The sequence below is a fragment of the Microbacterium abyssi genome (assembly GCF_015277895.1).
GTDB classification, from domain to species: Bacteria; Actinomycetota; Actinomycetes; order Actinomycetales; family Microbacteriaceae; genus Microbacterium; species Microbacterium abyssi.
This window is the reverse complement of the sequence record NZ_CP063815.1, coordinates 854,885-878,180: the sequence shown is the minus strand read 5'-3', so window position 1 is coordinate 878,180 and position 23,296 is coordinate 854,885. Positions and strand designations below refer to the sequence as shown.

Sequence of the window (23,296 nt, the reverse complement as noted above, 5' to 3'; positions counted from 1 at the left end):
CTGTCCTCTGCGACGTCGCAGCACTCGCGTCGCGCTCGGTATCATTGCCCCACGGCGCCCTGGACGCCGCTCAGGGCGGACGACCCCGACGCCCGGAAGGAATGCGTGTGGCATCGATCCTGGTTCTGACCCCGGCCCCCTCGGAGCAGGTGCTGCCCGCGCTGGAGCTCCTCAGCCACCAGGTGCGTCAGATCCCCGCGGAACCCGCCCAGCTGGTCACGGCCCCTGAGTGCGACATCGTCATCATCGACGCGCGGTTCGACCTCGCCGGCGCGAAGTCGCTGTGCAAACTGCTGCGCACCACCGGACAGGATTCCCCGCTCCTGCTCGTCGTGACCGAGGGCGGCATGACCGCCGTGTCCGGCGAGTGGGGAATCGACGACGTCCTCCTCTCCGACGCGGGTCCGGCCGAGACCGACGCGCGGATCCGTCTGGCCATCGCGCGCGCCGAATCGACCGCCGCGCCCGCTCGGGTGCAGGCATCCGGGATCACGATCGACGAGCAGTCGTATTCGGCGAAGCTGCACGGCCGTCCGCTGGATCTGACGTACAAGGAGTTTCAGCTGCTGCACTTCCTGGCGACGCACCCCTCTCGTGTGTTCACCCGCGAGCAGCTGCTCAGCGAGGTCTGGGGCTACGACTACTTCGGCGGCACGCGCACGGTCGACGTGCACGTGCGACGCCTGCGCGCCAAGCTCGGCGACCAGGAGCAGATCATCGGCACCGTGCGCAACGTCGGGTACCGGTTCAACGTCTACGACGACGAGCAGCTCGCCGCAGTGGAGCGCTGACGCTCCTCAGCCGTTCATGCACGCGTCATCCGGCGGTGCGAAGATGTACTCCATGATCGATGCCGCAATCACCGACGCCGGCCTGGGCGATGCAGAGGACGACGACTTCGACGCCGTCGAGGCGCCCGACTCGCTGCTGCCGGATCACCGGTATCACGACAGGGAGATCAGCTGGCTGGCGTTCAACCAGCGCGTGCTCGAGCTGGCGGAGGACCCGACACTGCCGGAACTGGAGCGCTCGAACTTCCTGGCGATCTTCGCCAGCAACCTCGACGAGTTCTTCATGGTCCGCGTGGCCGGCCTCAAACGCCGCATCGTCACCGGCCTCGCCGTGCCGACCAACGTGGGTCGCGCTCCGTCGGACGTGCTCGCCGACATCTCGCGCGAGGCGCACGCCCTGCAGCTGCGACATGCGCAGGCGTGGACCGACCTGGTCCGTCCCGCGCTCGCGGACGCCGGCATCGAGATCACCGACTGGGATCGGCTCGGTGAACCGGAGCAGGCCGCTCTCACCGAGTACTTCCAGTTGCACGTGTTCCCCGTGCTCATGCCGCTCGCGGTCGACCCCGCGCACCCCTTCCCCTACATCTCCGGCCTCTCGCTGAATCTCGCGATCCGCATCCGCAACGCCCGCACCGGTAGGCAGGAGTTCGCGCGGCTGAAGGTGCCGCCGATGCTGCCGAGGCTCGTCGAGGTGCCCGGCACGAGCGAGATCGCGCGCTACCTGCCGCTCGAGGATCTGATCTCGAACCACCTGAACGACCTCTTCCCCGGCATGGAGGTGCTCGATCATCATGCGTTCCGCCTCACTCGCAACGAAGACGTAGAGATCGAGGAGGACGAGAGCGAGAACCTCATCCAGGCGCTCGAGGCCGAGCTGCTGCGAAGGCGATTCGGTCCGCCGATCCGTCTCGAGATCGCCGATGACATGGACGAGGTCACGCTCGACCTGCTCATCAAGGAGCTCGATATCACCGATCAGGAGGTGTACCGGCTGCCGAGTCCGCTGGACCTGCGCGGCCTCTTCTCCCTGTCGAAGGTGAACCGCCCCGATCTGCGCTATCCGCCCCACCTGCCCACGACCGCGGTCGCGTTCCAGCCGACCGGTTCGAGCAACAGGGCCGACATCTTCGCGGCGATCCGCAAGAACGACGTTCTGGTGCACCACCCCTACGAGTCCTTCGCCACGAGCGTGCAGGCGTTCCTCGAGCAGGCCGCCCGAGACCCGCAGGTGCTCGCGATCAAGCAGACCCTGTACCGCACCTCCGGCGACAGCCCTGTCGTGCAGGCGCTGATCGACGCGGCGGAGGCGGGCAAGCAGGTCCTCGCGCTGGTCGAGGTGAAGGCGCGCTTCGACGAGGCGAACAACATCGTCTGGGCGCGAAAGCTCGAAAAGGCCGGTGTGCACGTCGTGTACGGCCTGGTCGGTCTGAAGACGCACTGCAAGCTCGCCCTCGTGATCCGTGAGGAGGAGGGCCAGCTGCGCCATTACTCGCACGTCGGCACCGGTAACTACAACCCGAAGACCAGCCGCATCTACGAGGACTTCGGGCTGTTCACCGCGGACGCGCAGGTCGGCAAGGATCTCACGCGGCTGTTCAATGAGCTCTCCGGCTACGCGATCGAGAAGAAGTTCAAGCGTCTCCTCGTCGCCCCGCTGCACCTGCGGAAGGGGCTGCTGCGCCACATCGACAACGAGCGCAAGAACGCCGACGCCGGTAAGCCGGCGCACATCCGCATCAAGGTGAACTCGATGGTCGACGAGGAGATCATCGACGCGCTCTACCGCGCCAGCCGGGCAGGTGTGAAGGTCGACATCTGGGTGCGCGGCATCTGCAGCATCAAGACCGACCTTCCCGGCATCAGCGACAACATCACGGTCCGCAGCATCCTGGGCCGCTATCTCGAGCATTCCCGGATCTTCGCGTTCGAGAACGACGGCGACCCTCAGGTGTTCATCGGCAGCGCCGACATGATGCACCGTAACCTCGACCGCCGCGTCGAGGCGCTGGTGCGCGTCACGGACGGACGCCACGTCAAGGAGCTGCTCGAGTTCTTCGACCTGGCGATGAACGACGGGACGAGCAGCTGGCATCTCGGTGCCGGGGGCGTATGGGAACGACACTCCGTCGATGCCGAAGGCAAGCCGCTCGTGGATCTGCAGGATAGGACCATGAACCAGATCCGCCGCCGGCGACGCTCGCGGTCGGTGAGATGACGCAGGGGGCAGTCGAGGTCGTGCGAGACGACAAGGCGGTCTATGCCGCCGGCGCCGTGGTGTGGCGAATCGTCGACGGCAAGCTGCGGATCCTCCTCATCCACCGCACCAAGTACCGCGACGTCACCCTGCCCAAGGGAAAGGTCGATCCGGGTGAGATGCTCGCCCAGACCGCAGTGCGCGAGGTCCACGAGGAGACCGGCATCCGGGTGAATCTCGGCGTTCCCGTCGGCGTCAGCCGCTACTTCATGCGCGCGAAGCGTCAGAAGGTCGTGCACTACTGGGCTGCCGAAGCCACGGAAGACGCGATCCGCCGCTCCGCTTTCGTCCCAAATCAGGAGATCGCCGCCCTGGAGTGGGTGGGCCTGAAGAAGGCGCGCAAGACCCTCAGCTACCCCATCGACCTGGAGATCCTCGACGAGTTCGAGAGACTCGTCGACGACGGAGTGCTGCGCACCTTCCCGATTGTGGCGCTGCGTCATGCGAAGGCCGTGTCGCGCACCGAGTGGGATCGATCGGATGCCACGCGTCCGCTCGCCGAGCGCGGGCTCCTGCAGGCGCGCGCGATCGTCGCGCCACTGCGCGCGTTCGGCATCCGGAAGATCGTCACCAGCGATGCCGTGCGGTGCGTGCAGACCGTCACACCGCTCGCGCACGCCCTCGGACGGACACCGGTCGAGACCGCGCTCGTCGGCCAGGATGCCTGGGAGGAAGGCGTGTCCGACGTGAGAACCGTCGTGGGCAAGCGCGTGCGCTCCGGCAAGCCGGCGGTCATCTGCAGCCATGGGCCCGTGCTGCCCGGCATCCTGTCCGAGCTCGCGCTCGCGACCGGCACGATGCACGGCTCGTATCTCGGCAGCGCCTCGGCGCTGGAGGTCGCCGCATTCTCCGTCGTGCATCTGTCAGCGACCAATCCCGGCTCCGGAATCATCTCGATCGAGACGCACGTCCCGAAGGTCTGACGCTCATCCAAGGGGACGGCTCCCGTTCACCTGCCGTTTACCTGCGAGGGCGACTCTCGTTAACCGTCACGCCTAGCGTCACTGTGTGCCCTGCACCGGGCCTCAACCATCCACGATCGAACGGATCCACAGTGAAGATCTCCCGAATCGCTCGAATCAGCGCCATCGGCGCCGTCGCCGCTCTCGCTCTCGCCGGCTGTGCCGCGAACGAAGACGGCGCCGGCGGCTCCTCCGAGGAGCCCACCACGTCCACTCTGTCCGGCACGCTCGACGCCACCGGCGCGTCTTCGCAGACTGCTGCGCAGGAGGCATGGGTCGCCGGGTTCCAGACCGCCAACCCCGATGTGACGATCAACTACGAGCCCACCGGCTCCGGGACAGGCCGTGAGAACTTCCTCGAGGGCGGCAGCAACTTCATCGGCTCCGACCGCGCGTTCAACGCCGACGAGATCGCCGCCGGTGGTTTCGGCGCCTGCACCACTGACGACATCGTCGAGATTCCCGTGTACATCTCGCCGGTCGCCGTGGCGTTCAACCTCGAGGGCGTCGACACGCTGAACCTGGATGCCGCCACCATCGCGAGTATCTTCGCCGGCACGATCACCAACTGGAACGACTCCGCGATCGCGACGCTCAACCCGGATGCCACGCTCCCCGACCTGGCGATCTCGCCGGTCCACCGCTCGGACCCGTCGGGCACGCAGGAGACCTTCACCAATTACCTCGCGGCGACCGCTCCCGAGATCTGGACCTACGAGGTCTCGGACGAGTGGCCCATCGAGGGCGGCGAAGCCGCTCAGGGCACGTCCGGCGTCGTCCAGGCCATCACAGCGGGCAACGGCGCGATCGGCTTCGCCGACGCCTCCCAGGTCGGCGACCTCGGCCAGGTGCACGTCGGCGTAGGTGGCGAGTACGTCCCGTACTCAGCCGAGGCGGCATCGCAGCTCGTCGAGGGTGCATCGCTCGAGGACGGCCGTGGCGAGGGCGACCTCGCGTTCGATGTCGATCCCGCTGCTGCCGCAGATGGCGCCTACCCGATCGCCCTGGTCAGCTACCTGATCGGCTGCGAGCAGTACGAGGACGCGAACGTCGCCGAACTCGTCAAGGAGTACTTCACCTACGTGGCCAGCGCCGAGGGCCAGGACGCCGCCGCCGAGAACGCCGGAAACGCGCCCATCTCGGACGGCCTGCGCGAGAAGGTCAACGCCGCCATCGACCTCATCCAGGTCGGCTGAGACCAGCCATATGGCTGATCTCTGACGTCGATGCCCTCGCGTCCTGACGGACTCGGGGGCATCGACGAGTCAGAAACCGTTCCACCCGACTCCTCGGCCCGAAACAGGGAGATCATGACCACGACCGAACAGGCACAGACCGAGCAGGCGCCGCAAGCGCCGCCCGCACCGATCAAGGCGAAACAACGACTGGGCGACCGCGTCTTCTCCGGTACGGCTCTCGGCGCCGGGATCGTCATCCTCGTCGTGCTCGCTGCGGTCGCCACGTTCCTCGTCATCCAGAGCGTCCCTGCGTTCCAGCTCGACACGAGCGACAACCACATCCTGAACGGCGAGTCATTCTGGACCTACGTCTGGCCGCTCGTGTTCGGCACGCTGTGGGCCTCTTTCATGGCGCTGGTCATCGCCGCCCCGATCTCTATCGGCATCGCGCTGTTCATCTCCCATTACGCGCCACGCAGGCTCGCCTCTTTCCTCGGCTACATCATCGATCTGCTCGCCGCGGTCCCCTCGGTAGTCTTCGGCCTGTGGGGTGGGCTGGTGCTCGCGCCGCTCCTGCAGCCGATCTACGCGTGGTTGAACGAGAACGCCAACTGGGTCCCCTTCTTCCAGGGGCAGGTCTCCTCGACCGGTAAGACGATCATGACCGCGGCCCTGGTGCTCGCTGTGATGTGCATCCCGATCATGACGGCGATCTGCCGCGAGGTGTTCCTGCAGACGCCGAAGCTTCACGAGGAGGCAGCTCTGGCTCTCGGCGCCACCCGCTGGGAGATGGTGCGCATGGCTGTGCTGCCCTTCGCCCGCGGCGGGATGGTCTCCGCGGCGATGCTAGCCCTCGGCCGTGCCCTCGGTGAGACGATGGCCGTCACGATGGTGCTCTCACCATCCGCCGTCGTGAGCTTCCTGGTGCTGACCGCGACGAACCCCACGCCGATTCCCGCGAACATCGCGCTCGCCTTCCCCGAAGCACACGGCACCGGAGTCAACACGCTTGTCGCGACCGGCCTCATCCTGTTCATCGTGACCTTCGCGGTCAATGCGTTGGCGCGTTGGATCGTCGCCCGGCGCGCTGAGTTCTCGGGGGCGAACTGACATGACCGTCCTCAACTCGCCTGCCCCGTCGCTCACCTCCGGGAAGTTGCCCAAGTGGGCGCCATGGGCCCTGCTACTGGCATCCTTCACGATCTCGTTCGCGGTGTTCGCCGTCGCGAGCATCGGCCAGGATCTCGCGAACTTCAACATCGTGGGAGCGTCGATCGTCGGCATCTTGCTCTACATGGTGCTGATCACGATCATCTCCGCGATTGCGGAGAGCCGACGCAAGGCCGTCGACCGCCTGATGACGGCGCTGGTGGCGACGGCGTTCCTCATCGCCCTGATGCCGCTCGTCTCGCTGCTTTGGACGGTCGCAGCCAACGGGATCCACCGATTCGACGCCGAGTTCTTCAGCTACTCGATGCGCAACATCGTCGGCGAGGGCGGCGGCATCGTGCACGCGATCTGGGGCACCGTCCTGATCACGCTCACGGCCGCAGTCATCTCGGTGCCGATCGGCCTCATGACCTCGATCTACCTGGTGGAGTACGGCCGCGGCAAGCTCGCCAAGGGCATCACATTCTTCGTCGACGTCATGACCGGCATCCCCTCGATCGTCGCCGGTCTGTTCATCTACGCCGTGTTCTCGCTGCTGATCCGACCGGGGATCTCGATGGGCGTCATGGGAGCTCTCGCCCTGGCTGTGCTCATGACGCCGGTCGTCGTGCGCGGCAGCGAGGAGCTGCTTCGCATCGTGCCGAACGAGCTACGCGAGGCCGCTTATGCTCTCGGCGTGCCGAAGTGGCTGACGATCCTCAAGGTCGTGCTGCCGACATCGATCGCCGGAATCATGACCTCGGTGATGCTGTCGATCTCGCGCGTCATCGGCGAGACCGCTCCCCTGCTGCTCACAGCCGGATTCACGCTGAGCTTGAACACGAACATCTTCAGCGGTCAGATGATGACGCTACCCGTTTTCGCCTACAACCAGTACATGAACCAGGGCACAAACCCTGACGCTGCGCTCGATCGCGCCTGGGCGTCCGCGCTCACCCTGATCCTGATCGTCATGGTGCTGAACCTGCTCGCGCGTCTGATCGCGAAGTGGTTCGCCCCGAAGACCTCCGGCCGCTGAGCCGTAACCCGAAGGAACCTCACATGTCCAAGAGCATCGAAGTCAACGACCTCAACGTCTTCTACGGCGACTTCCTCGCCGTGGAGGGCGTCTCCCTCGACATCCAGCCGCGCAGCGTGACCGCGTTCATCGGCCCGTCCGGCTGCGGAAAGTCCACATTCCTGCGCACCCTGAACCGCATGCACGAGGTCATTCCCGGCGCGCGCGTGCAGGGCGAAGTGCTTCTCGACGGAAAGGACCTGTACGGCCCGGGTGTGGACCCCGTGCTGGTGCGCCGACAGGTGGGCATGGTGTTCCAGCGCCCGAACCCGTTCCCGACGATGTCGATCAAGGAGAACGTGCTGGCCGGCGTCAAGCTCAATAACACCCGCATGTCCAAGGGCGATCAGGACGCTCTGGTCGAACGTGCTTTGACCGGCGCGAACCTGTGGAACGAGGTCAAGGACCGCCTCGACCGTCCCGGCTCCGGACTCTCCGGCGGTCAGCAGCAGCGTCTGTGCATCGCGCGTGCGATCGCGGTCGAGCCCCAGGTCATCCTGATGGACGAGCCCTGCTCCGCCCTCGACCCGATCTCGACCTACGCGATCGAGGAGCTGATCGGCGAGCTGAAGAACCAGTACACGGTTGTCATCGTGACGCACAACATGCAGCAGGCCAGCCGCGTGTCCGACAAGACCGCGTTCTTCAACATCGCCGGCACCGGCAAGCCGGGCAAGCTCATCGAGTACGACGACACCACCACGATCTTCACCACGCCTTCGGTGCAGGCGACTGAGGACTACGTCTCCGGCCGCTTCGGCTGAGCCCGGGATCCGAGCGGCTCCGCTACGCGGAGAGCATGCTCTCGCGCACCTCGCGCCTCAGCACCTTGCCGATGAGCGACCGAGGCAGGTCGTCCACAGCTATGACGCGCCTGGGCACCTTGTATGCGGTGAGTCTCGTCCGGCAGAAGTCCCGCAGCGCGCCGGCATCGAACACGGCCCCTTCCCGGAGCACGACGGCCGCTGCGACGTCTTCGCCGCCACTCGATCGCGGAAGGCCGACGACCGCAGCAGCAGCGACATCCGGGTGTGCTTCGAGCGCGTCCTCGACCTCGCTGGGCGACACATTGAACCCGCCGGTGATGATGAGCTCCTTCAGTCGATCGACGATCGTCACAAACCCATCCGAAGAGACTTCTGCGATGTCACCGGTCCGCAGCCAGCCGTCGGCAAGCAGAGAGGCCGCGGTGTCGCCTGGACGCGCCCAGTAGCCCTGGAAGACCTGAGGCCCGCGGATGAGGAGTTCGCCGCGCTCGCCCAGAGGCAGATCGACGGACGGATCGTGCGGATCGACGATGCGGATCTCGGTGCTTGGGAAGGGAACGCCGACGGTGCCGGGTCGTCGCGTCCTGCCCATCGGGTTGCCGAGCGCCACCGGCGAACTCTCCGTCATGCCGTACCCCTCGACGAGGATGCCTCCCGTCGCATCCTCCCAGGCGCGGACGGTTGCGAGCGGCAGGCTCATCGCGCCCGAGATGGCGAACCGGATGCTGGAGAGGTCGATGGTTCCACGCGATGCCGCGCGGGCGAGCTGGTCGTATATCGGCGGTACGGCGGGCAGGAACGTGGGAGGGCTCGTGCGAGCGGCATCGGTCACCAGCTCGAGATCGAAGGCAGGAAACAGCACGAGCTTCGCGCCGATGCTCATGGCGAAGGTGAGGCACAGCGTCATGCCGTAGGCGTGGAACAGCGGCAGCACCGCATAGAACGTCTCCTTCCCGTCGACGAGTCCCGGCACCCAGGCGCGCCCCTGCATGGCGTTCGCGCGCAGGTTCGAGTGGGTGAGGATCGCGCCCTTCGGGCTTCCTGTGGTGCCGCTCGTGTACTGCAGCAGTGCAGTGTCCCCGAGGGCCGGGCCGGCGATCCGACGCGGAACACGACGGTGGTCGACCAACTTCCTCCAGGTCAGCGGATGCTTCGTCTTGGGTGTCTCGGTCAGCCTCGCCCTCGACGCACGCGCCTTCTTCAGCGGCAGGCGCAGTGCCAGCCGCTTGGCGAACGGCAGCGCCTCGGTAATGTCGACGCGGATGACGCGTTCGAGCTCAAGGTCGGCCGGGAATCCGGCGATCGTATCGAAGCTCTTGTCCCAGACGATGGCGAATCGAGCCCCGTGATCTTCGAACTGGTGCCGCAGCTCCCGAGCGGTGTAGAGCGGATTGTGCTCTACGACGATCGCGCCGAGGCGCAGCGCCGCATAGAAGGCGATGACATGCTGTGGGCAGTTGGGCAGCACCAGGGCGACTCGATCGCCCTTCTTCACGCCCAGAAGCCGCAATCCCTCTGCTGCACGCTCGATCTGCTCCCCCAGCTGCCGGTAGGTCGTGACAGCGCCGAAGAACTCGAGTGCGGGCCGACGCCCGAACGATCTGGCGCTCGTCGCGATCATCTCCGGCAGCGTCTGCGTCGGCGCGTCTATCTCGTGCGGAACGCCTTCGGCGTAGGACGTGAGCCATGGCCGCGAGTCGTACGGGGTGCCGGACATCTTCCCATCCTGCCGCGAACGGCGGCATCTGTCAGTTGCGCGGCGAGAGGAGATACCCGTTCAGCTCGGTTGTGAGGCCGTGGTCGACGCGCAGGGACGTGCCGTCGACGGCGGTGACGGGGACGGCGAGGCGGATGCTGGAGACCAGCCACGCCGCCTCGGCGCGAGGGAGATCGGATGCCGGGATGCGGTCGTACCCGGTGTCGAAGCCGCGACCGGAGAGGTAGTCGTACACGCTCAACTGCGTCGTGCCGTGCAGGATGCCGCCGGTCGGCGCCGGCGTGACGAAACGGTCGCCGAACCGGAGGATGAGCGAGGCCGTCGGCGCCTCCAGCACGTACCCGTCGCTGGAGAGGAACACGGCGTCGTCCGCCCCGCGGCGGTTCGCCTCGCGCAGCGCCGCCATGTTCACCGCGTACGACAGCGTCTTCGCACCCAACAGTAGCCAGGGCGCACGTTCGGCGACGTCGAGCGGGTGCCCGCGGTCGAGTGTCACCACCTTGACGCCGTTCGCGCGCACGTTCGAGAAGTCGGATGCCGGTGCCGCCGTCACCCACGCCGTCGGAGTCGGCCCGTGCTCGACTCCCCTGCTGAGGATGAGCTTGATGACCGCCTCACCGGCCGGGCACTCGGCCGCCGCGACGGCGACGGCCTGACGCCACTGCTCCTGGTTCGGCACGGGAAGGTCGCAGATCCGCGCAGAGTTCGCCAGGCGCTCCAGGTGCGGCACGACCTCCTGCGCGTGCCCGTCGATCACACCGATCGACTCGAACACGCCGTCACCGCGCTGCGTGCTCAGCTCTCCCACGCTCAGCGCGGGAGCGGCGGCATCCACGACCGTGAACGTGCCGGAGAAGTCGGCCCGCTCCTCGGAGGCCTCCACGGGATCGATGATCAGGGCGAAACGCTGTGGCATGAGATCACCCTACGGCCACTGCGATCAACACCCGATGTTCAGGAATACCTCCGGCGCCGGGACGTTACACTTGAATGGCCGGGCCGCATAACCCCGGGCTCCAAATTTTGCCGCTGCGAGCGGCCTTCCGCCGAGAGGCGTTCTTGCGGCCCGGTCTTTTCATGCCCGGGCCCGGCCGGTGGCACGTGCGACTAGTTCAGGCCGCCGACGCGCCACAGACCGGACGCTGCGGTCAGATCGTTCGCGTAAGTATGAAGCCGCCGCGCGCGGGTCGTGAATTCCGAAGCCCGCTCGGCTTCAGTGCTCTCGTAGTCGTCCGCGACGTGGGTCGCCCCCGACACCTGCACCCTGCAGAAGGCCGCGGCCCGGTCGAGAGCGACCGAGAAGTCGCCGCGGAACACCCCGCGCAGGATCGTGTCGATCAGAGCCACCAGCTCCTCAGGGCTCGCGGGCGCCGGCGCGCCGGCCACGACGGCATCCGCGGAGGCGAGCTCGACGCGGCCGCGCTCATACAGCAGCGCCGACGTCTGGGGATCGCTGTGGATCGCGAGCTGCAGCAGGTACAGCCGCCAAAGCGCGCCCGGCAGCGACACCGCAGGCGCTGTCGCCCACAACTCGGCGATGTCGTCGATCCCGTGTTCGGCGGTGAACGCGATCAGACGCTCGGCGCTCTCGCCGCTCTCGTCCTCGCGCGCCCGCGTGAGCAGGGCGGATGCCGTGGCATGCGCGACGCGGACGGCCTCCGCGGAATCGGCCGAGCCGACCAGATTGTCGAAGGCCGCCGACGGCCGGCGGACGGGACGGTGATGCTCAGGCATCCGTCCAGGGTACTCGCGCTCAGGCGGTGGGGATCGCGATGATCGGGTCCGTCGTGGGCAGCCCGGTCGGAGATCCGCCCGCCTGCTCGACCGTGACCGCGATCACATCGCCCTCGTGCATCGAGCCGTCCAGCAGGGCCGTCGCGCTCCCGGCATCCGCCTCGAACAGACCTGCGGGCAGCGCATCCTCGCCGCGGACGAGCCAGAGCTGGTACGTCTGATCCTCGTCGAGTTCTTCCAGTCCCTCTGTGACGAGCACGGCGCTGCCGACGGAGGTCGACCAGTGCGCCGTCGCCTGCGCGCCGGCGTCGAGTTCGACCGTCGCCTGCTGCGCATCGGGTGCGGCCTCGATCTCTTCGAGCGCGACGACGGATGCCGGCTGCGTGAGCTGCGGGATGAGGATGGCCGCACCGATCCCGAGCCCGACGATCAGCACCACCGATGCGGCGAGCGCGAACAGTCCGCGGCTCCAGCGCCGAGGCTTCGGCGCGTGCTGCGGTTCGGGTTCGACGGCGTCGTCCTGGGGCGTGACGGCGATCTGCGCGAGCAGCGAGTCCCGGATGCTCGCGGGCGGTGCGACAGGGGCGGCGGCATCCGACAGCAGAGCCGCCGTCTCGGCGTCGTGCTCGGCGATCGCGGCCCATTCGGGGTGCGCGGCGAGGGCATCCGCATAGCGTCGCTCGTCGGCATCCGACAGCGCGCGCAGGGCGTGCCCTGCGGCGAGTTCTGCGAACTCGTTCTCATTCATGCGTTCACCCCCATCTCATTCCTCAGGCGCGAGAGTCCGTCTCGCATCCTCGTCTTCACCGTTCCCAGCGGCGCACCGATCAGCACGGCGATCTCGCTCTGACTGTAACCGCCGTAGTACGACAGGACGAGCGCCTCCCGCTGCGGGTCCGGTAGCGTACCCAGCGCCGCCACGACGCGTTCGCCCTCGATGCTCAGCTCCACCTGCTCGGCGACGCTGTCGTGGGCGACGCCGATGTCGCGTATCCCGGCACGGACGTCCCGATCCGTGCTGGACTGCGACGCCCTGACACGATCGACCGCGCGGCGGTGGGCGATCGTGAGAACCCAGGTGCGTCCCTGTCCTCTGTTCGGAGCGAACCGCGCCGCGGATTGCCAGATCTCGAGGAACACCTCCTGCAGCACCTCTTCGCTCTGCGAGCGATTGACGAGCACACGGAGGATGAGCCCGAAGACGCGCGACGAGAGAAGGTCGTAGACCTCGGCGAAGGCCGCCTGGTCGCCGCCGGCAACGCGGACGAGGAGGTCGGCGACGGGGTCTCCCGCCGTGCCGTCCTCCGGCATGTCCACACCGTCGATGACCATCTCCACAAGCATGCCGCATCCGCTCGCCAGGTTCGAACCACGCGCCGGTTCATGATTCATCCGAAAGTGAACGAGTACGCCTGGATCCCCTGCGGAATCTCGACGGTCAGTTCGCCGTCCTCTGCCGCGCCCTGCAGCAGCCGGTAGGAGCGGGGTGCACCGTCGACAGGGATCGTCCGGCTCTCACCGTCGTCGGTGCGCACGGTGATCTCGCCGCTGCCCGCGAGCACCATCCTCACTTCGGATGCCCGGTAGCTCAGGCGCACCGCGGCGCCGTCTGCGGTGGGAGTGGCGTACTGCGTGGCGATCTCCCAGTCTCCGTCGAGCGCGAACGTGTCGTCGTCCTGCGTACCCGGGAACTCGAAAGTCGCGGCGCCGGCGCGATACGGCCCCTGGCCGCCGTAGTTCACGTCCTTCGACGAGCCCAGGAACGTCTCGGGCGTGGTCGAGTCCACCTCAGGCGTGACATCCTCGACGTCGGTCGCCGGCGGCAGCTCGACCCCGGGATCGGCCGTCTCCAGCAGCTCTCGGATCATCTTCTCGGTCGCGGCGTAATTGCCCTCTCCGAACGAGATGTGCCGCACGGTGCCGTCGGCGTCGATCAGGTAGTGCGCCGGCCAGTACCGATTTCGGTAGTTGGTCCAGGTGGCGAGATCGTTGTCGAGGGCGACCGGATAGTCGATTCCGAAATCGCGGATGCCGGCGGCGACGTTGCCGGCATCCTTCTCGAACGCGTACTCGGGCGAGTGGATGCCGATGACCTGCAGCCCCACGTCGCGATAGGCCTCGTCCCACGCGACGACATGCGGAATGGAGCGCTGGCAGTTGATGCACGAGTACGCCCAGAAGTCGATGAGCACCACCTGGCCGCGCAGCTCGTCCAGATCGATCGCCTCGCCGTCGGGGGTGTTCAGCCACTGCTCGATCCCGCGGATCGACGGCGCGGTACCGCACGACTCGAGTTCCTCGGCGCCGTTGGTGCACTTGTCGAGTTCGCGGTTCTCGTCGGTGACGAGGCCACCGAGGTCGAGGGCGTCGGCCTGCTGCTCGGCGAGTCCCTCCTGGAGCTCGGCGGTGTAGTCCGGGAGAAGACGCTGGAGCATCTGCGGCACGTTGAAGACGAGGCCGATGGCGAGCGCGATCATGGCAACTCCCGCGGCGATGCGCAGCCCGCGCTCTCGGGTGCGGAACGCGCGGATACGTTCGACGACGCCGCGACCGGCGAGGGCGAAGATCAGCAGCGGCACGGCCACGCCGATGGCGAAGGCGAGCGTCAGCGCGACGGTGCCGACGCCGATCTGACCGGTGGCGCCCGCGACGATGATGGCCGCCAGCACGGGACCGGCACAGGGCACGAACACCGCGCCGAGCGCGAGTCCGACGCCGAAGCCGCTGCCCTGGTTCTTCACCTCCTTGCGTGATTGGAGGCGCTGGAAAGGCTTTTCGAGGAGGCGCTCGAACCGCGGCACGAGCAGCCCGACGCCGAGGATGGCCAGCACGGCGATCCCCACCCATCGGATGATGTCCTGGGGCAGGTTGAGCAGCCCGAGGATCAGCGATCCTGCCAGCGTCACCAGGCTGAAGCTCAATACGAGCCCGGCGATGACGAGGTAGGGACGGCTGCGTCGCGCCGGTGCCGCCTCGCCGTCGAAGCGTGCGGACGCCGCACCGCCGGTCAGGAAGATGACCGGCAGCACCGGCAGGATGCACGGCGAGATGCCGGTGATGAGGCCGCCGAGCAGCCCGATGATGATGAGGTCCATGTCCCCGCCTTCCGTCGCATCCTGTTCGGCTCCGACCATCCGATCGGATTGTCGGAGGCCCCTTCTGCGATCCGTCCCATCCGATGCCGCGGGCGCTCCGAAGAACCGTCGACGCCGCGGGAAGGCCGCGGCTCCGATCTCCGGAGGTAGAGATGTTCAGCACCAAGAAGAAGATGACCGCAGCACTGTCGCTCGGATTCGCGAGCGTTCTCGTGCTGTCGGGCTGCTCGATGAGCTCGGACACGGCTGAGGAGCCCGCCGAGTCCGCAGCGCCTGAGACGTCCGAGGAGACGCCCATGGCGATGGATCCCGCCGCGAACCTCGTCGGCCCCGGCTGCGAGGCGTACGCGGAGGCCGTGCCGGACGGCGACGGCTCGATCCAGGGGATGTCGCAGGATCCTGTCGCGGTCGCGGCATCCAACAACCCCATGCTGACCACGCTGGTCTCGGCGGTCAGCGGTGAGCTCAACCCCGACGTCAACCTCGTCGACACGCTCAACGGCGACGAGTTCACGGTGTTCGCACCGGTGGACGACGCGTTCGCCAAGATCGACGCGGCGACGCTCGAGACGCTGAAGACCGACTCCGAGATGCTGTCGTCGATCCTCACGTACCACGTGGTCCCCGGTCAGATCGAGCCCGCCGACATCGCCGGCATGCACACCACCGTGCAGGGCGCCGACCTCGAGGTCACCGGCGAGGGTGACATGTGGATGGTGAACGACGCCAATGTGGTCTGCGGTGGCGTGCAGACGGCCAACGCGACCGTGTACCTGATCGACTCGGTCCTCATGCCGCCGGCTGAGTGAGGCCGGTTCGGGTGCTGGGCTGGGGAGTCACAGCACCGCGCGATGCGGTCGTCAGCGACGAGAGCGCTGACGACCGCATCCGTGTGCGCGCAGGCACGGCAGCCGCGCGGCGCGCCCCTCGTGTGAGCGATCCGCGGTACGGCATCCTGGCCTCATGCGGTTCGCGGAAGACTTCAGCGAGCGCTCGTGAACTGGGCGCTCACGCTCGATCTGCTGGGCACCTTCTTCTTCGCCATCTCGGGTTCCCTCCTGGCCGCCCAGCGCGGCTACGACATCGTCGGCTCGCTGCTGCTGGGGAGTCTGACCGGCCTCGGCGGCGGCGTCATCCGCGACCTCATCATCAGGGTGCCTCCGACCGCCTTCGACGAGCCGATCCATCTCGCGGCGCCCGTCGCCGCGGCGGCGCTGGTGTTCTTCCTCTCCAGCGGCATCGAGCGCTACTCAAGGCCGTTGCTGATCTTCGACGCCGCCGGCCTCGCGCTGTTCTGCACGACGGGCGCCGTCAAGGCACTCGAGGCGGGCATGAACCCGGTGGCGGCAATGCTCCTCGGCGTCACCACCGGTGTAGGGGGCGGACTGCTGCGCGACGTCGTCGCGAACCGCGACCCGCAGCTGTTCAACTCATCTGACCTCTACGCGGTGCCCGCGTTCCTCGGTGCCGCGATCGTCGCCGGTCTCTGGTTCACCGCGCTCCCGAACGTGGTGACGGTGTTCGTCGCGGCGATCGTCGTGTTCGTCTTCCGGGTGCTGTCACTGCACTTCCGCTGGCGCATCCCGCACGCCAAGGGGCAACCGAAGAGCAGAGAGGCCTGAGGTGGTTCGCACTGCGGGCGTGGCTCGGCCCTGAGAACAACGGCTAGACTCGAGCGTGCGGGCCTCTAGCTCAGTTGGCAGAGCATCGGACTTCAACATAATAGGAGCGCCTCGGGGGAAACTCCGGGGATGACACCACTCAAAGTCGGGGAACCCTTCCTGGGAAACCAGTTGGCAATCCCGAGCCAAGCCGGACGCAAGTCCGGAAGGTGTAGAGACTGGACGGGTGGCACCTACAGCGAAAGCCAAGGTGAAGGGACAGTCCAGACCACGAACGCCCACTGGGCGGCGGCGAAAGCCGAAGTGGCAAGTTAATCCGCGGGTCGAGGGTTCGAGCCCCTCGGGGCCCACCGCATCCCAATGTCGGACCTCGACAGTACCGTGACGCCATGAAACGATGCGGCACGTGCCGAAGGGTCAAGCCGTTGACCGACTTCAATCGAAAATCCTCACGCGCAGACGGACGTCAGGAACTCTGCCGAGAGTGCAACCGGGCAGCGTCTCGCAGGTACTACGATTCGAATCGCGAGCATCACCTCGCCGTGATCCGGCGACGCACGGACGCTCAGCGGGCGGAGAGCATAAGGTTCATCGGAGAATACCTGCTCAAGCATCCTTGCGTCGACTGCGGAGCCGTTGACGTCCGCGTGCTCGATTTCGATCATCGACCGGGCAGCGCCAAACGGGACGGCGTCATGCAACTCGTGCGAAACGGCTTCAGCATCGCGACGATCATCGATGAGATCGCGAAGTGCGATGCCCGCTGCCGTAACTGTCACGCGATCGTCACGTACAAGCGCATGGGTCGGAACTGGCGGTCGGAGATCGCTGCAGCCGCCGACTCTCAGGCGACTCGCCCACGGTGACGGCGCACGGCGGCGCGATTCGCGCAGCGCACGGAGCAGAACCGCTGACGCCCGTTACGGGTCACGTCGACGACGACGTTCTCGCACGGGGATGCCGCGCACCGGCCCAAGCGGTCCATGCCTCGGGTGACCAGATGCAGTGACGTGCCGACGCTGATGATCGCGCGCAGCACGTAGGGCAGCGACTGCACATCATCGCGGTAGTGCAGATGCCACCCTTCGCCGTCGTGATCGGTGAGTCGCGGGTACGCCGCAGCTTGCGCGAGCTGCGCGTTCAGCAGGTCGGCGCGGTTCGCATGATCGGCCTCGTCGACGATCCGCAGCCAGTCGTCGATGACCTCGCGAACTCTCGCGTGATCGTCTGCCGCGGGCGGAAACGTCATCGTCATGCCGAGATCCAGCGTTCGCTCCTCGATGCCCTGCCGGTCATCCGGCCAGTCATTCGCAAGGGATGCCGCGAGCAGAACGGCATACTCACCGTAAGGGTTGAGATGCATAAGACCATTACATCACGCTGGTCTCATGCCCACACTGCGCACTCGCCGGATCCCCCACCACACAGCTGCCCTCGCTCACGAGCACGCCTGGGTCTCCGAGTCCCGCCACCGCACCACCGACGGCACGGTCGTCTACGTGCGTTGCACCGGCTGCGCCGCGCGACGGGTGGACCTGCAGCAGGATTCGCAGCTTCCGTCCATCGGCATCAGCCGCAGCATCCCACGTTCCTGATCAGACCCGTGGCACGTCGATGAGGCGCTCGGCTCCCGTCGGCTCGATGCTCACTGCTCCGCCCGACGCCGCCGCGATCTCTGCGGCGAGGACTGTGACAGCCCCGGGCGGCACCCACACGGTGAACGTCGCCCGCGCAGCATAGGTCGGCGCGTCGAGAACCGCGCTGCGACCGTGCACCCACTCGCGGAGCAGGTTCTCGAACCGTCCGGCATCAGCGTGCATCACCGGCACCTCGACGCCGGCGAGCAGGTGCCGGTCGACGACCGTCGCGAGATCGAGCGCCTCGGCCACCGCCGAAGAGTATGCCCGCACGAGCCCGCCCGCACCGAGCTTGATGCCACCGAAATAACGTGTGACCACGGCGACGACATCGGTGAGTTCACGCCGCCGCAGCACCTCGAGCATGGGCACCCCGGCAGTCCCGGACGGCTCGCCGTCGTCCGACGACCGCGCCCGCTCCCCGAGCGCGCCCGTGACCTGCGCCGAGCAGTTGTGCCTGGCATCCCACGCCCGTTTCCTGACCGCGGCGATGACAGCGTCAGCCTCCTCAGGGGACGAGACCGGAGCCGCATGCGCGAGGAAGCGCGACTTCTTGATCACCAGCTCGTGATCGACGGCCTTCGCGATCGTGGCGGGGTAGGCGGTCATGCCGTGAGCTCGGCGAGCTTCCGCGTGGTCCGAAGGTTCCGCGCAGTACCGGCGACGCCGAGCGCCCGATCGAGGACCGCTTTCGTGAGCTTCGTGGCGGCGACGCCGTCCTCGCTGTAGCTGATCCAGAGGTCGCGGCCGATGAGCGCGAGCTCCTCTCCCGGCACGAGGCGCTCCTCGAGCACCGCGACCGCCCCCGCTGACGGTTCGCCCTCGAGGAACATCGCGTGCACGAACTTCTCCGCTCCGCCGTCGAACGGACACGCGGCGAGGGCCGCAACGAGCTCGTCGTGGCTGCGCGCGATGACCGGCGCGTCGACGCCGAAGTCGGCCGCGATCACCTCCCGCACTCGCGCGCAGGCGGAACGGGCACCCGCTGGCGCGTCGCAGACGATGTTGCCGCTGGCGATGTATGTCGAGACGTTCTGCAGATCGGTCTCGGATGCCAGTACTTCACGTAGCCGCGCCATGGGAACGCTGTTGCGGCCGCTGACGTTCACCGCCCGCAGCAGCAGGACGCTGCGGCTCACGAGGGCGCGCCGCCGAACGCCTGAGTGCTCTCGACGAGTTCCGCTCCCGCGTGCGCGAGCTCGGCGAGAGCCCGCTCGCTGGACTCCGCGCCGACCCCGGCGACGAGGTCGGTGAGCACCCGCACGTGCACGCCGTGCGCGATCGCATCCATCGCGGACGCCCGCACGCAGTGGTCGGTCGCCAGGCCCACGACATCCGCCACGAGCACGCCGCGCTCGCTCAGTACCGCGGCGACGGTGGCGTCGTCATCGGTCGTCCCCTCGAACATCGAGTACGCCGGTATGCCCTGGCCCTTGCGGACGTGATGCGTGACGGCATCCGTCGCCAGCAGTGGGTCGTACTCGGCGCCCGCCGTACCGGCGACGCAGTGCACCGGCCAGGAGCTCTGGAAGTCCGGCTCATCGGCGAAGTGCCCGCCGTTGTCGCGGTCGGGCTCATGCCAGTCGCGTGACGCGACGATCACGTCGTACTCGCCGGCGTGTGCGGACAGGAACGCCGACACGGCGGATGCCACGGCATCCCCGCCCGCGACCGCCAGCGCGCCGCCCTCGGTGAAATCGTTCTGCACGTCGACGATGAGAAGTGCTCTGCTCATGCTTCGAGCGTACGCGTCAGGCGTTCGCGGAGCACGTGGATATCCGTCGACGAGCCGAGGAGAATCGCGGCATGTCTGCCATCAAGCGATTCGACCACGTCGGCATCACCGTCTCCGACCTCGAGGAGGTGACGAGATTCTTCCTCGACCTCGGCCTCGAACGACTGGGAGACCCGACCCCGATGGAGGGAGAGTTCCTCGACGCCGTGTGCGGCATCCCCGGCGCGAAGACGACCATCGTCATGCTGCAGGTGCCGGGCGGCGGAACCGGCGTCGAGCTGTCGACGTTCCACCGCCCGGCGCTGGGTCAGGGGCAGCCTGAGGCCATGGCGAACGAGCTCGGCATCCGCAGCATCGCGTTCGAGGTCGCCGGGCTCGAGGAGATGGTCGCGAGACTCACTGCGGAGGGGTATCGCCTCGACGGCAGCGTCGGCGAGTTCGAGGATCAATGGCGCATGACGTACGTCCGCGGACCCGAGGGGATCATCGTCGCCCTCGCCGAACGGCTCGGATGAACGAAAAGGCCCCGTGATGCTCTTCGCGTCACGGGGCCGGTGGAGCCGCTTGTCAGAATCGAACTGACGACCTTTTCATTACGAGTGAAATGCTCTGCCGACTGAGCTAAAGCGGCGTGCGTCGCACAAGCGGCGCGATCAACGATATTACCCTGTCCGCGCCGCCATCGCGAATCACTCGCAGTTCAGGTCGCCGTCCGGAACCGCGTCCTCGAGGAAGAACGCGTCGACCGCGTCATCCACGCAGACATTGCCCTTGTTGTAGCCGGTGTGCCCTTCGCCGACGCGCGTGATGAGCACGCCCTCGTCGAGCTGCTCTGCGAGCGACACCGACCACTCGTACGGGGTCGCCGGGTCGTTGGTCGTGCCGACGACGAGGATGGGACCTGCGCCTTCGGCGTGGATCTCGCCGCGCGTGCCGGTGGGCGGGTGCGGCCAGACGGCGCAGGGATCCGGTCCGTTCCAGTACGGCGCGATGGTCGGCGCCCCCTCGGCGAGCTTCGCGTCGGCGGCATCCTGTGCGGCCTGGTCGTCTTCGACCGGGTAGTCCATGCAGTTGTAGGCGCGGAACGCCTCGGTGGAGTTGTCGAGGTACACGCCGTCCTCGCGGCCGTTGTAGAAGTCCGCGAGGACGAACGCGACGTACGGGTCGCCCTGCAGCGCTCCATCGAGCGCCTGCGTCAGGTACGCCCAGTTGTCCTCCGAGTACAGCGCGGCGATGATCGCGGTCATGAGCGAATCCGCGCCGAGCGTCCGCCCGTCGTCGTTCTCCAGAGGGGTGCGGTCGACGGCCGCGAGAAGCGCCCCGAGGTCGGCCATGGCCTCGTCGACCGTGCCGTTGAAGGGGCAGGAGTCGGAGTCGAGGCAGTTCTGCATGTAAGCGCGCAGGGCCGACTCGAAGCCGAGGGCCTGCGTCGTGCCGACCTCGATACCGGACACGGCGGGGTCGATCGCGCCGTCCAGGACGAGGCGCCCGGCCTTCTCGGGGTAGAGGTTCGCGTACGTCGCACCGAGGAACGTGCCGTACGAGTAGCCCAGGTAGTTCAGTTCCTTGTCGCCCAGCACCGCACGGATCAGGTCCATGTCTCGTGCCGAGTTCACCGTCGTGACGTGCGGCAGGATGCCGGCGCTGTTGGCCTCGCACGCATCGGCGAAGTGCTCGTTGCGCTCGGTGAGTTCGGCTTCCCACTCCGCCGTCCCGCGCGTCGATGCAGGGATGTCGTAGAGGTACGAGTCCATGTCGGCGGCGTCGAAGCAGGTCACGGCGGTGGAGCCGCCGACGCCGCGAGGATCGAAACCGATCACATCGTAGTTCTCGATGAGGTCGGCGCCGACCGCGTAGTCGACGCTGTCGAGGATGAAGTCGCGTCCGCTCGCCCCGGGGCCGCCCGGGTTGGTCAGCAGGGATCCCATCGGCTGGCCGGTCGCCTGGTGACGCACGACCGCGAGTTCGATCTCACCGGCTTCGGGGTTCTCCCAGTCCAGAGGGGCTGTGACCGAGCTGCAGTCGAACATCGCCCCGCCACGGTCGCACGCCTCCCACTCCAGGGTCTGCTCGTAGAAGGGCAGGAGGTCCGCGGACACGCCCTCCGTGTCGGGGGCGTTCGTCGTGGACGGACGGGGCTCCGTCCCCTCGGGAATCATCGTGTACAGGCATCCGCTGAGCATCATGGATGCCACGGCGAGCCCCGCGGTGATCGCCGCAAGCCGTCGCAGGCGGGACGTCTGTCGAGTGTTCACGGTTTCCTCCCGCTCGCGACGGTCACGAGCAAACTCTCCAGGGCCAGCGTCGGGGCGACGTTGCGCTCCAGCGATTCCCTGGTCTCGGCAAGATGGTCGAGCACCACCAGCGTACGTTCCACCGGCCATGCGGTCGCCAGCGCGCCGAGCTCCTCGCCCAGCTCGCGGTTGATCAGGTCGTGTCCCCTGCCGTACTGCAGCATGACGACGTCGCGGAACATCGACTGGAGGTCCGTCAGAACCCGGTCGATACCGTCACGCAGACTGCGCGTGGCGCGCTTCTTCTGATCGTCTTCGAGGGCTGCGATCTGCGCGCGCAGCGCCGGGGGCACCGCCTGCCCTTCCGCGATGCCGACCGTGCGCAGCAGTGAGGCCCGCTCGGCGGCGTCACGCTCGGCGGTGAGGGCCTTGGCGTCGTCTGTTGCCGCCTGGATGATCTCTCCCGCGACCTCGACCGCGCTGCCGACGCCACGCACGGCCAGCGCCGATCGCAGCGTGCCCTCGCGGCGGCTGCGGGCGGAGTCGTCGGTCGCCAGCCGCTGGGCCATGCCTATGTGACGCTGCGAGTGGCGCGCGGCCTGCTCTGCCACTGACGCGTCCGCGCCCGTGCGTTCGACGATGAGTCGCGCGACGTCGTCGACGTCGGGTTCGCGCAGCCGCAGCGGGCGCACCCGCGAGCGGATCGTCGGCAGCAGATCGGCCTCGCTGGGCGCGCAGAGCACCCAGACGGTCTTCTCCGGCGGCTCCTCGAGCGCCTTCAGGAGCACGTTCGAGGTGCGCTCGACCATGCGATCGGCATCCTCGACCACGATCACGCGGTAACGACCCGCGGAGGGGGCGAAGTAGGACCGCTCGACGAGCGCGCGGGCCTCCTTGATCGTGATGATGACCTTGTCGGTGCGCAGCGCCGTGACGTCGGGGTGGGTACCGGCGAGCACCTGTCGCATCGTCTGCTGGTCGTCGGGGCCGTCGGCGATCAGCGCGGCGGCGAAGGCGTACGCGAGCGTCGAGCGCCCGGATCCGGGAGGGCCGGTGATCAGCCACGCGTGCGAGAGTGACGCGGGATCGGATGCCGCAGATCGCAGCGCCTCGACGGCGTCGCCCTGCCCCCACACGTCCGTCCACGGGAACGGGGCGAGGGTCGCGGTCATGATCTCAGCCTATCCGTCGCCGCCGACACCGCTTGCGCGCTCGTTGTTCAGCGATTTCGACTCGCCGGCGGCTCGCTCAATCCGTTTCGTCTCGCTTCGCTCGCTCAACGACCCGTCGGGGGTTCGCTCGCTCAACGACCCGTCGGGGGAAGGTCTCCTGCGGTCGTT

At 67.6% G+C, this 23,296-nt stretch carries 24 protein-coding genes and 1 tRNA gene; 11 read left to right on the top strand and 14 right to left on the bottom strand.

Going from position 1 to position 23,296, the window contains the following annotated elements:
- Positions 1–107 precede the first annotated feature (107 nt).
- From IM776_RS04320 to pstB, 7 genes are all read left to right on the top strand, one after another.
- Positions 108–791, top strand: a complete 684-nt coding sequence (locus IM776_RS04320; RefSeq protein ID WP_194421796.1) for a winged helix-turn-helix transcriptional regulator — start codon at positions 108–110, stop codon at positions 789–791.
- Between the two features lie 52 nt (positions 792–843).
- Positions 844–3,009: an RNA degradosome polyphosphate kinase gene (locus IM776_RS04315; RefSeq protein ID WP_194421795.1), complete on the top strand. Its 2,166-nt coding sequence runs from the start codon at positions 844–846 to the stop codon at positions 3,007–3,009.
- Complete coding sequence (locus IM776_RS04310) at positions 3,006–3,971, top strand: NUDIX hydrolase (RefSeq protein ID WP_194421794.1); 966 nt, start codon at positions 3,006–3,008, stop codon at positions 3,969–3,971. Before IM776_RS04315 ends, IM776_RS04310 begins: the two co-directional genes overlap by 4 nt.
- Before the next feature lie 131 nt (positions 3,972–4,102).
- A complete protein-coding gene (locus tag IM776_RS04305) occupies positions 4,103–5,206 on the top strand; it encodes a phosphate ABC transporter substrate-binding protein PstS (protein ID WP_194421793.1) in 1,104 nt (367 codons plus the stop codon).
- 114 nt (positions 5,207–5,320) lie between these two features.
- The gene (pstC, locus tag IM776_RS04300; RefSeq protein ID WP_194421792.1) at positions 5,321–6,298 is read left to right on the top strand and encodes a phosphate ABC transporter permease subunit PstC; all 978 of its coding nucleotides are present in this window, start codon (positions 5,321–5,323) and stop codon (positions 6,296–6,298) included.
- A 1-nt stretch (position 6,299) separates the two neighbouring features.
- The gene (pstA, locus tag IM776_RS04295; RefSeq protein WP_194421791.1) at positions 6,300–7,376 is read left to right on the top strand and encodes a phosphate ABC transporter permease PstA; all 1,077 of its coding nucleotides are present in this window, start codon (positions 6,300–6,302) and stop codon (positions 7,374–7,376) included.
- Between the two features lie 23 nt (positions 7,377–7,399).
- The gene (gene pstB, locus IM776_RS04290; protein WP_194421790.1) at positions 7,400–8,179 is read left to right on the top strand and encodes a phosphate ABC transporter ATP-binding protein PstB; all 780 of its coding nucleotides are present in this window, start codon (positions 7,400–7,402) and stop codon (positions 8,177–8,179) included.
- Positions 8,180–8,201: 22 nt separating this feature from the next.
- On the opposite strand, the gene IM776_RS04285 is transcribed toward pstB, so the two are convergent.
- The 6 genes from IM776_RS04285 to IM776_RS04260 all read right to left on the bottom strand — a co-directional run bounded on the left by IM776_RS04285 (position 8,202) and on the right by IM776_RS04260 (position 14,728).
- A complete protein-coding gene (locus tag IM776_RS04285; protein ID WP_194421789.1) occupies positions 8,202–9,899 on the bottom strand; it encodes a long-chain-fatty-acid--CoA ligase in 1,698 nt (565 codons plus the stop codon).
- Between the two features lie 31 nt (positions 9,900–9,930).
- Complete coding sequence (locus IM776_RS04280; RefSeq protein ID WP_194421788.1) at positions 9,931–10,815, bottom strand: aminodeoxychorismate lyase; 885 nt, start codon at positions 10,813–10,815, stop codon at positions 9,931–9,933.
- A 191-nt stretch (positions 10,816–11,006) separates the two neighbouring features.
- The gene (locus IM776_RS04275; protein ID WP_194421787.1) at positions 11,007–11,633 is read right to left on the bottom strand and encodes a DNA-directed RNA polymerase subunit beta; all 627 of its coding nucleotides are present in this window, start codon (positions 11,631–11,633) and stop codon (positions 11,007–11,009) included.
- Between the two features lie 19 nt (positions 11,634–11,652).
- Positions 11,653–12,381, bottom strand: coding sequence for an anti-sigma factor (locus IM776_RS04270; protein ID WP_194421786.1), 729 nt, complete (start codon positions 12,379–12,381; stop codon positions 11,653–11,655).
- Positions 12,378–12,977 (bottom strand): ECF RNA polymerase sigma factor SigK, encoded by a 600-nt coding sequence (gene sigK, locus IM776_RS04265; protein WP_194421785.1) that lies wholly within the window; start codon positions 12,975–12,977, stop codon positions 12,378–12,380. The genes IM776_RS04270 and sigK overlap by 4 nt, the downstream gene beginning before the upstream one ends.
- 44 nt (positions 12,978–13,021) lie before the next feature.
- The gene (locus IM776_RS04260) at positions 13,022–14,728 is read right to left on the bottom strand and encodes a cytochrome c biogenesis protein DipZ (protein ID WP_194421784.1); all 1,707 of its coding nucleotides are present in this window, start codon (positions 14,726–14,728) and stop codon (positions 13,022–13,024) included.
- A gap of 152 nt (positions 14,729–14,880) precedes the next feature.
- On the opposite strand from IM776_RS04260, the gene IM776_RS04255 reads away from it, so the two are divergent.
- Both IM776_RS04255 and IM776_RS04250 read left to right on the top strand, forming a co-directional pair.
- Entirely contained in the window at positions 14,881–15,537 is a 657-nt protein-coding gene (locus IM776_RS04255; protein WP_194421783.1) for a fasciclin domain-containing protein, read from the top strand.
- A gap of 186 nt (positions 15,538–15,723) precedes the next feature.
- The gene (locus IM776_RS04250; protein WP_194421782.1) at positions 15,724–16,350 is read left to right on the top strand and encodes a trimeric intracellular cation channel family protein; all 627 of its coding nucleotides are present in this window, start codon (positions 15,724–15,726) and stop codon (positions 16,348–16,350) included.
- A gap of 449 nt (positions 16,351–16,799) precedes the next feature.
- Here the strand turns inward: IM776_RS04250 and IM776_RS04245 are convergent, their stop codons facing one another.
- Positions 16,800–17,129, bottom strand: coding sequence for a hypothetical protein (locus IM776_RS04245; protein WP_194421781.1), 330 nt, complete (start codon positions 17,127–17,129; stop codon positions 16,800–16,802).
- A 65-nt stretch (positions 17,130–17,194) separates the two neighbouring features.
- Positions 17,195–17,713, bottom strand: coding sequence for a CGNR zinc finger domain-containing protein (locus IM776_RS04240; protein WP_194421780.1), 519 nt, complete (start codon positions 17,711–17,713; stop codon positions 17,195–17,197).
- A gap of 25 nt (positions 17,714–17,738) precedes the next feature.
- Here IM776_RS04240 and IM776_RS04235 point away from each other — a divergent pair, with 25 nt between their 5' ends.
- Entirely contained in the window at positions 17,739–17,945 is a 207-nt protein-coding gene (locus IM776_RS04235; RefSeq protein ID WP_194421779.1) for a hypothetical protein, read from the top strand.
- On the opposite strand, the gene IM776_RS04230 is transcribed toward IM776_RS04235, so the two are convergent.
- Genes IM776_RS04230 through IM776_RS04220 form a run of 3 tightly spaced genes read right to left on the bottom strand, consistent with a single transcriptional unit; the run spans position 17,946 to position 19,722 of the window.
- Positions 17,946–18,596 carry an IMPACT family protein gene (locus IM776_RS04230; RefSeq protein WP_194421778.1) on the bottom strand — a complete coding sequence of 217 codons (651 nt, stop codon included), beginning with the start codon at positions 18,594–18,596 and terminating at the stop codon, positions 17,946–17,948.
- Positions 18,593–19,126, bottom strand: coding sequence for a DUF1697 domain-containing protein (locus tag IM776_RS04225; RefSeq protein WP_194421777.1), 534 nt, complete (start codon positions 19,124–19,126; stop codon positions 18,593–18,595). The genes IM776_RS04230 and IM776_RS04225 overlap by 4 nt, the downstream gene beginning before the upstream one ends.
- Positions 19,123–19,722: an isochorismatase family protein gene (locus IM776_RS04220; protein WP_194421776.1), complete on the bottom strand. Its 600-nt coding sequence runs from the start codon at positions 19,720–19,722 to the stop codon at positions 19,123–19,125. Before IM776_RS04220 ends, IM776_RS04225 begins: the two co-directional genes overlap by 4 nt.
- Before the next feature lie 71 nt (positions 19,723–19,793).
- Between IM776_RS04220 and IM776_RS04215 the strand changes: the two genes are divergently transcribed.
- Positions 19,794–20,237: a VOC family protein gene (locus IM776_RS04215; protein ID WP_194421775.1), complete on the top strand. Its 444-nt coding sequence runs from the start codon at positions 19,794–19,796 to the stop codon at positions 20,235–20,237.
- A gap of 40 nt (positions 20,238–20,277) precedes the next feature.
- Here the strand turns inward: IM776_RS04215 and IM776_RS04210 are convergent.
- The 3 genes from IM776_RS04210 to IM776_RS04200 form a co-directional block, all read right to left on the bottom strand.
- Positions 20,278–20,353, bottom strand: a tRNA-Thr gene (locus IM776_RS04210).
- A 58-nt stretch (positions 20,354–20,411) separates the two neighbouring features.
- Positions 20,412–21,977, bottom strand: a complete 1,566-nt coding sequence (locus IM776_RS04205; protein WP_228479907.1) for an alpha/beta hydrolase — start codon at positions 21,975–21,977, stop codon at positions 20,412–20,414.
- Positions 21,974–23,128, bottom strand: coding sequence for a DNA polymerase III subunit delta' (locus tag IM776_RS04200; RefSeq protein WP_194421774.1), 1,155 nt, complete (start codon positions 23,126–23,128; stop codon positions 21,974–21,976). The genes IM776_RS04205 and IM776_RS04200 overlap by 4 nt, the downstream gene beginning before the upstream one ends.
- Between the last annotated feature and the right edge of the window lie 168 nt (positions 23,129–23,296).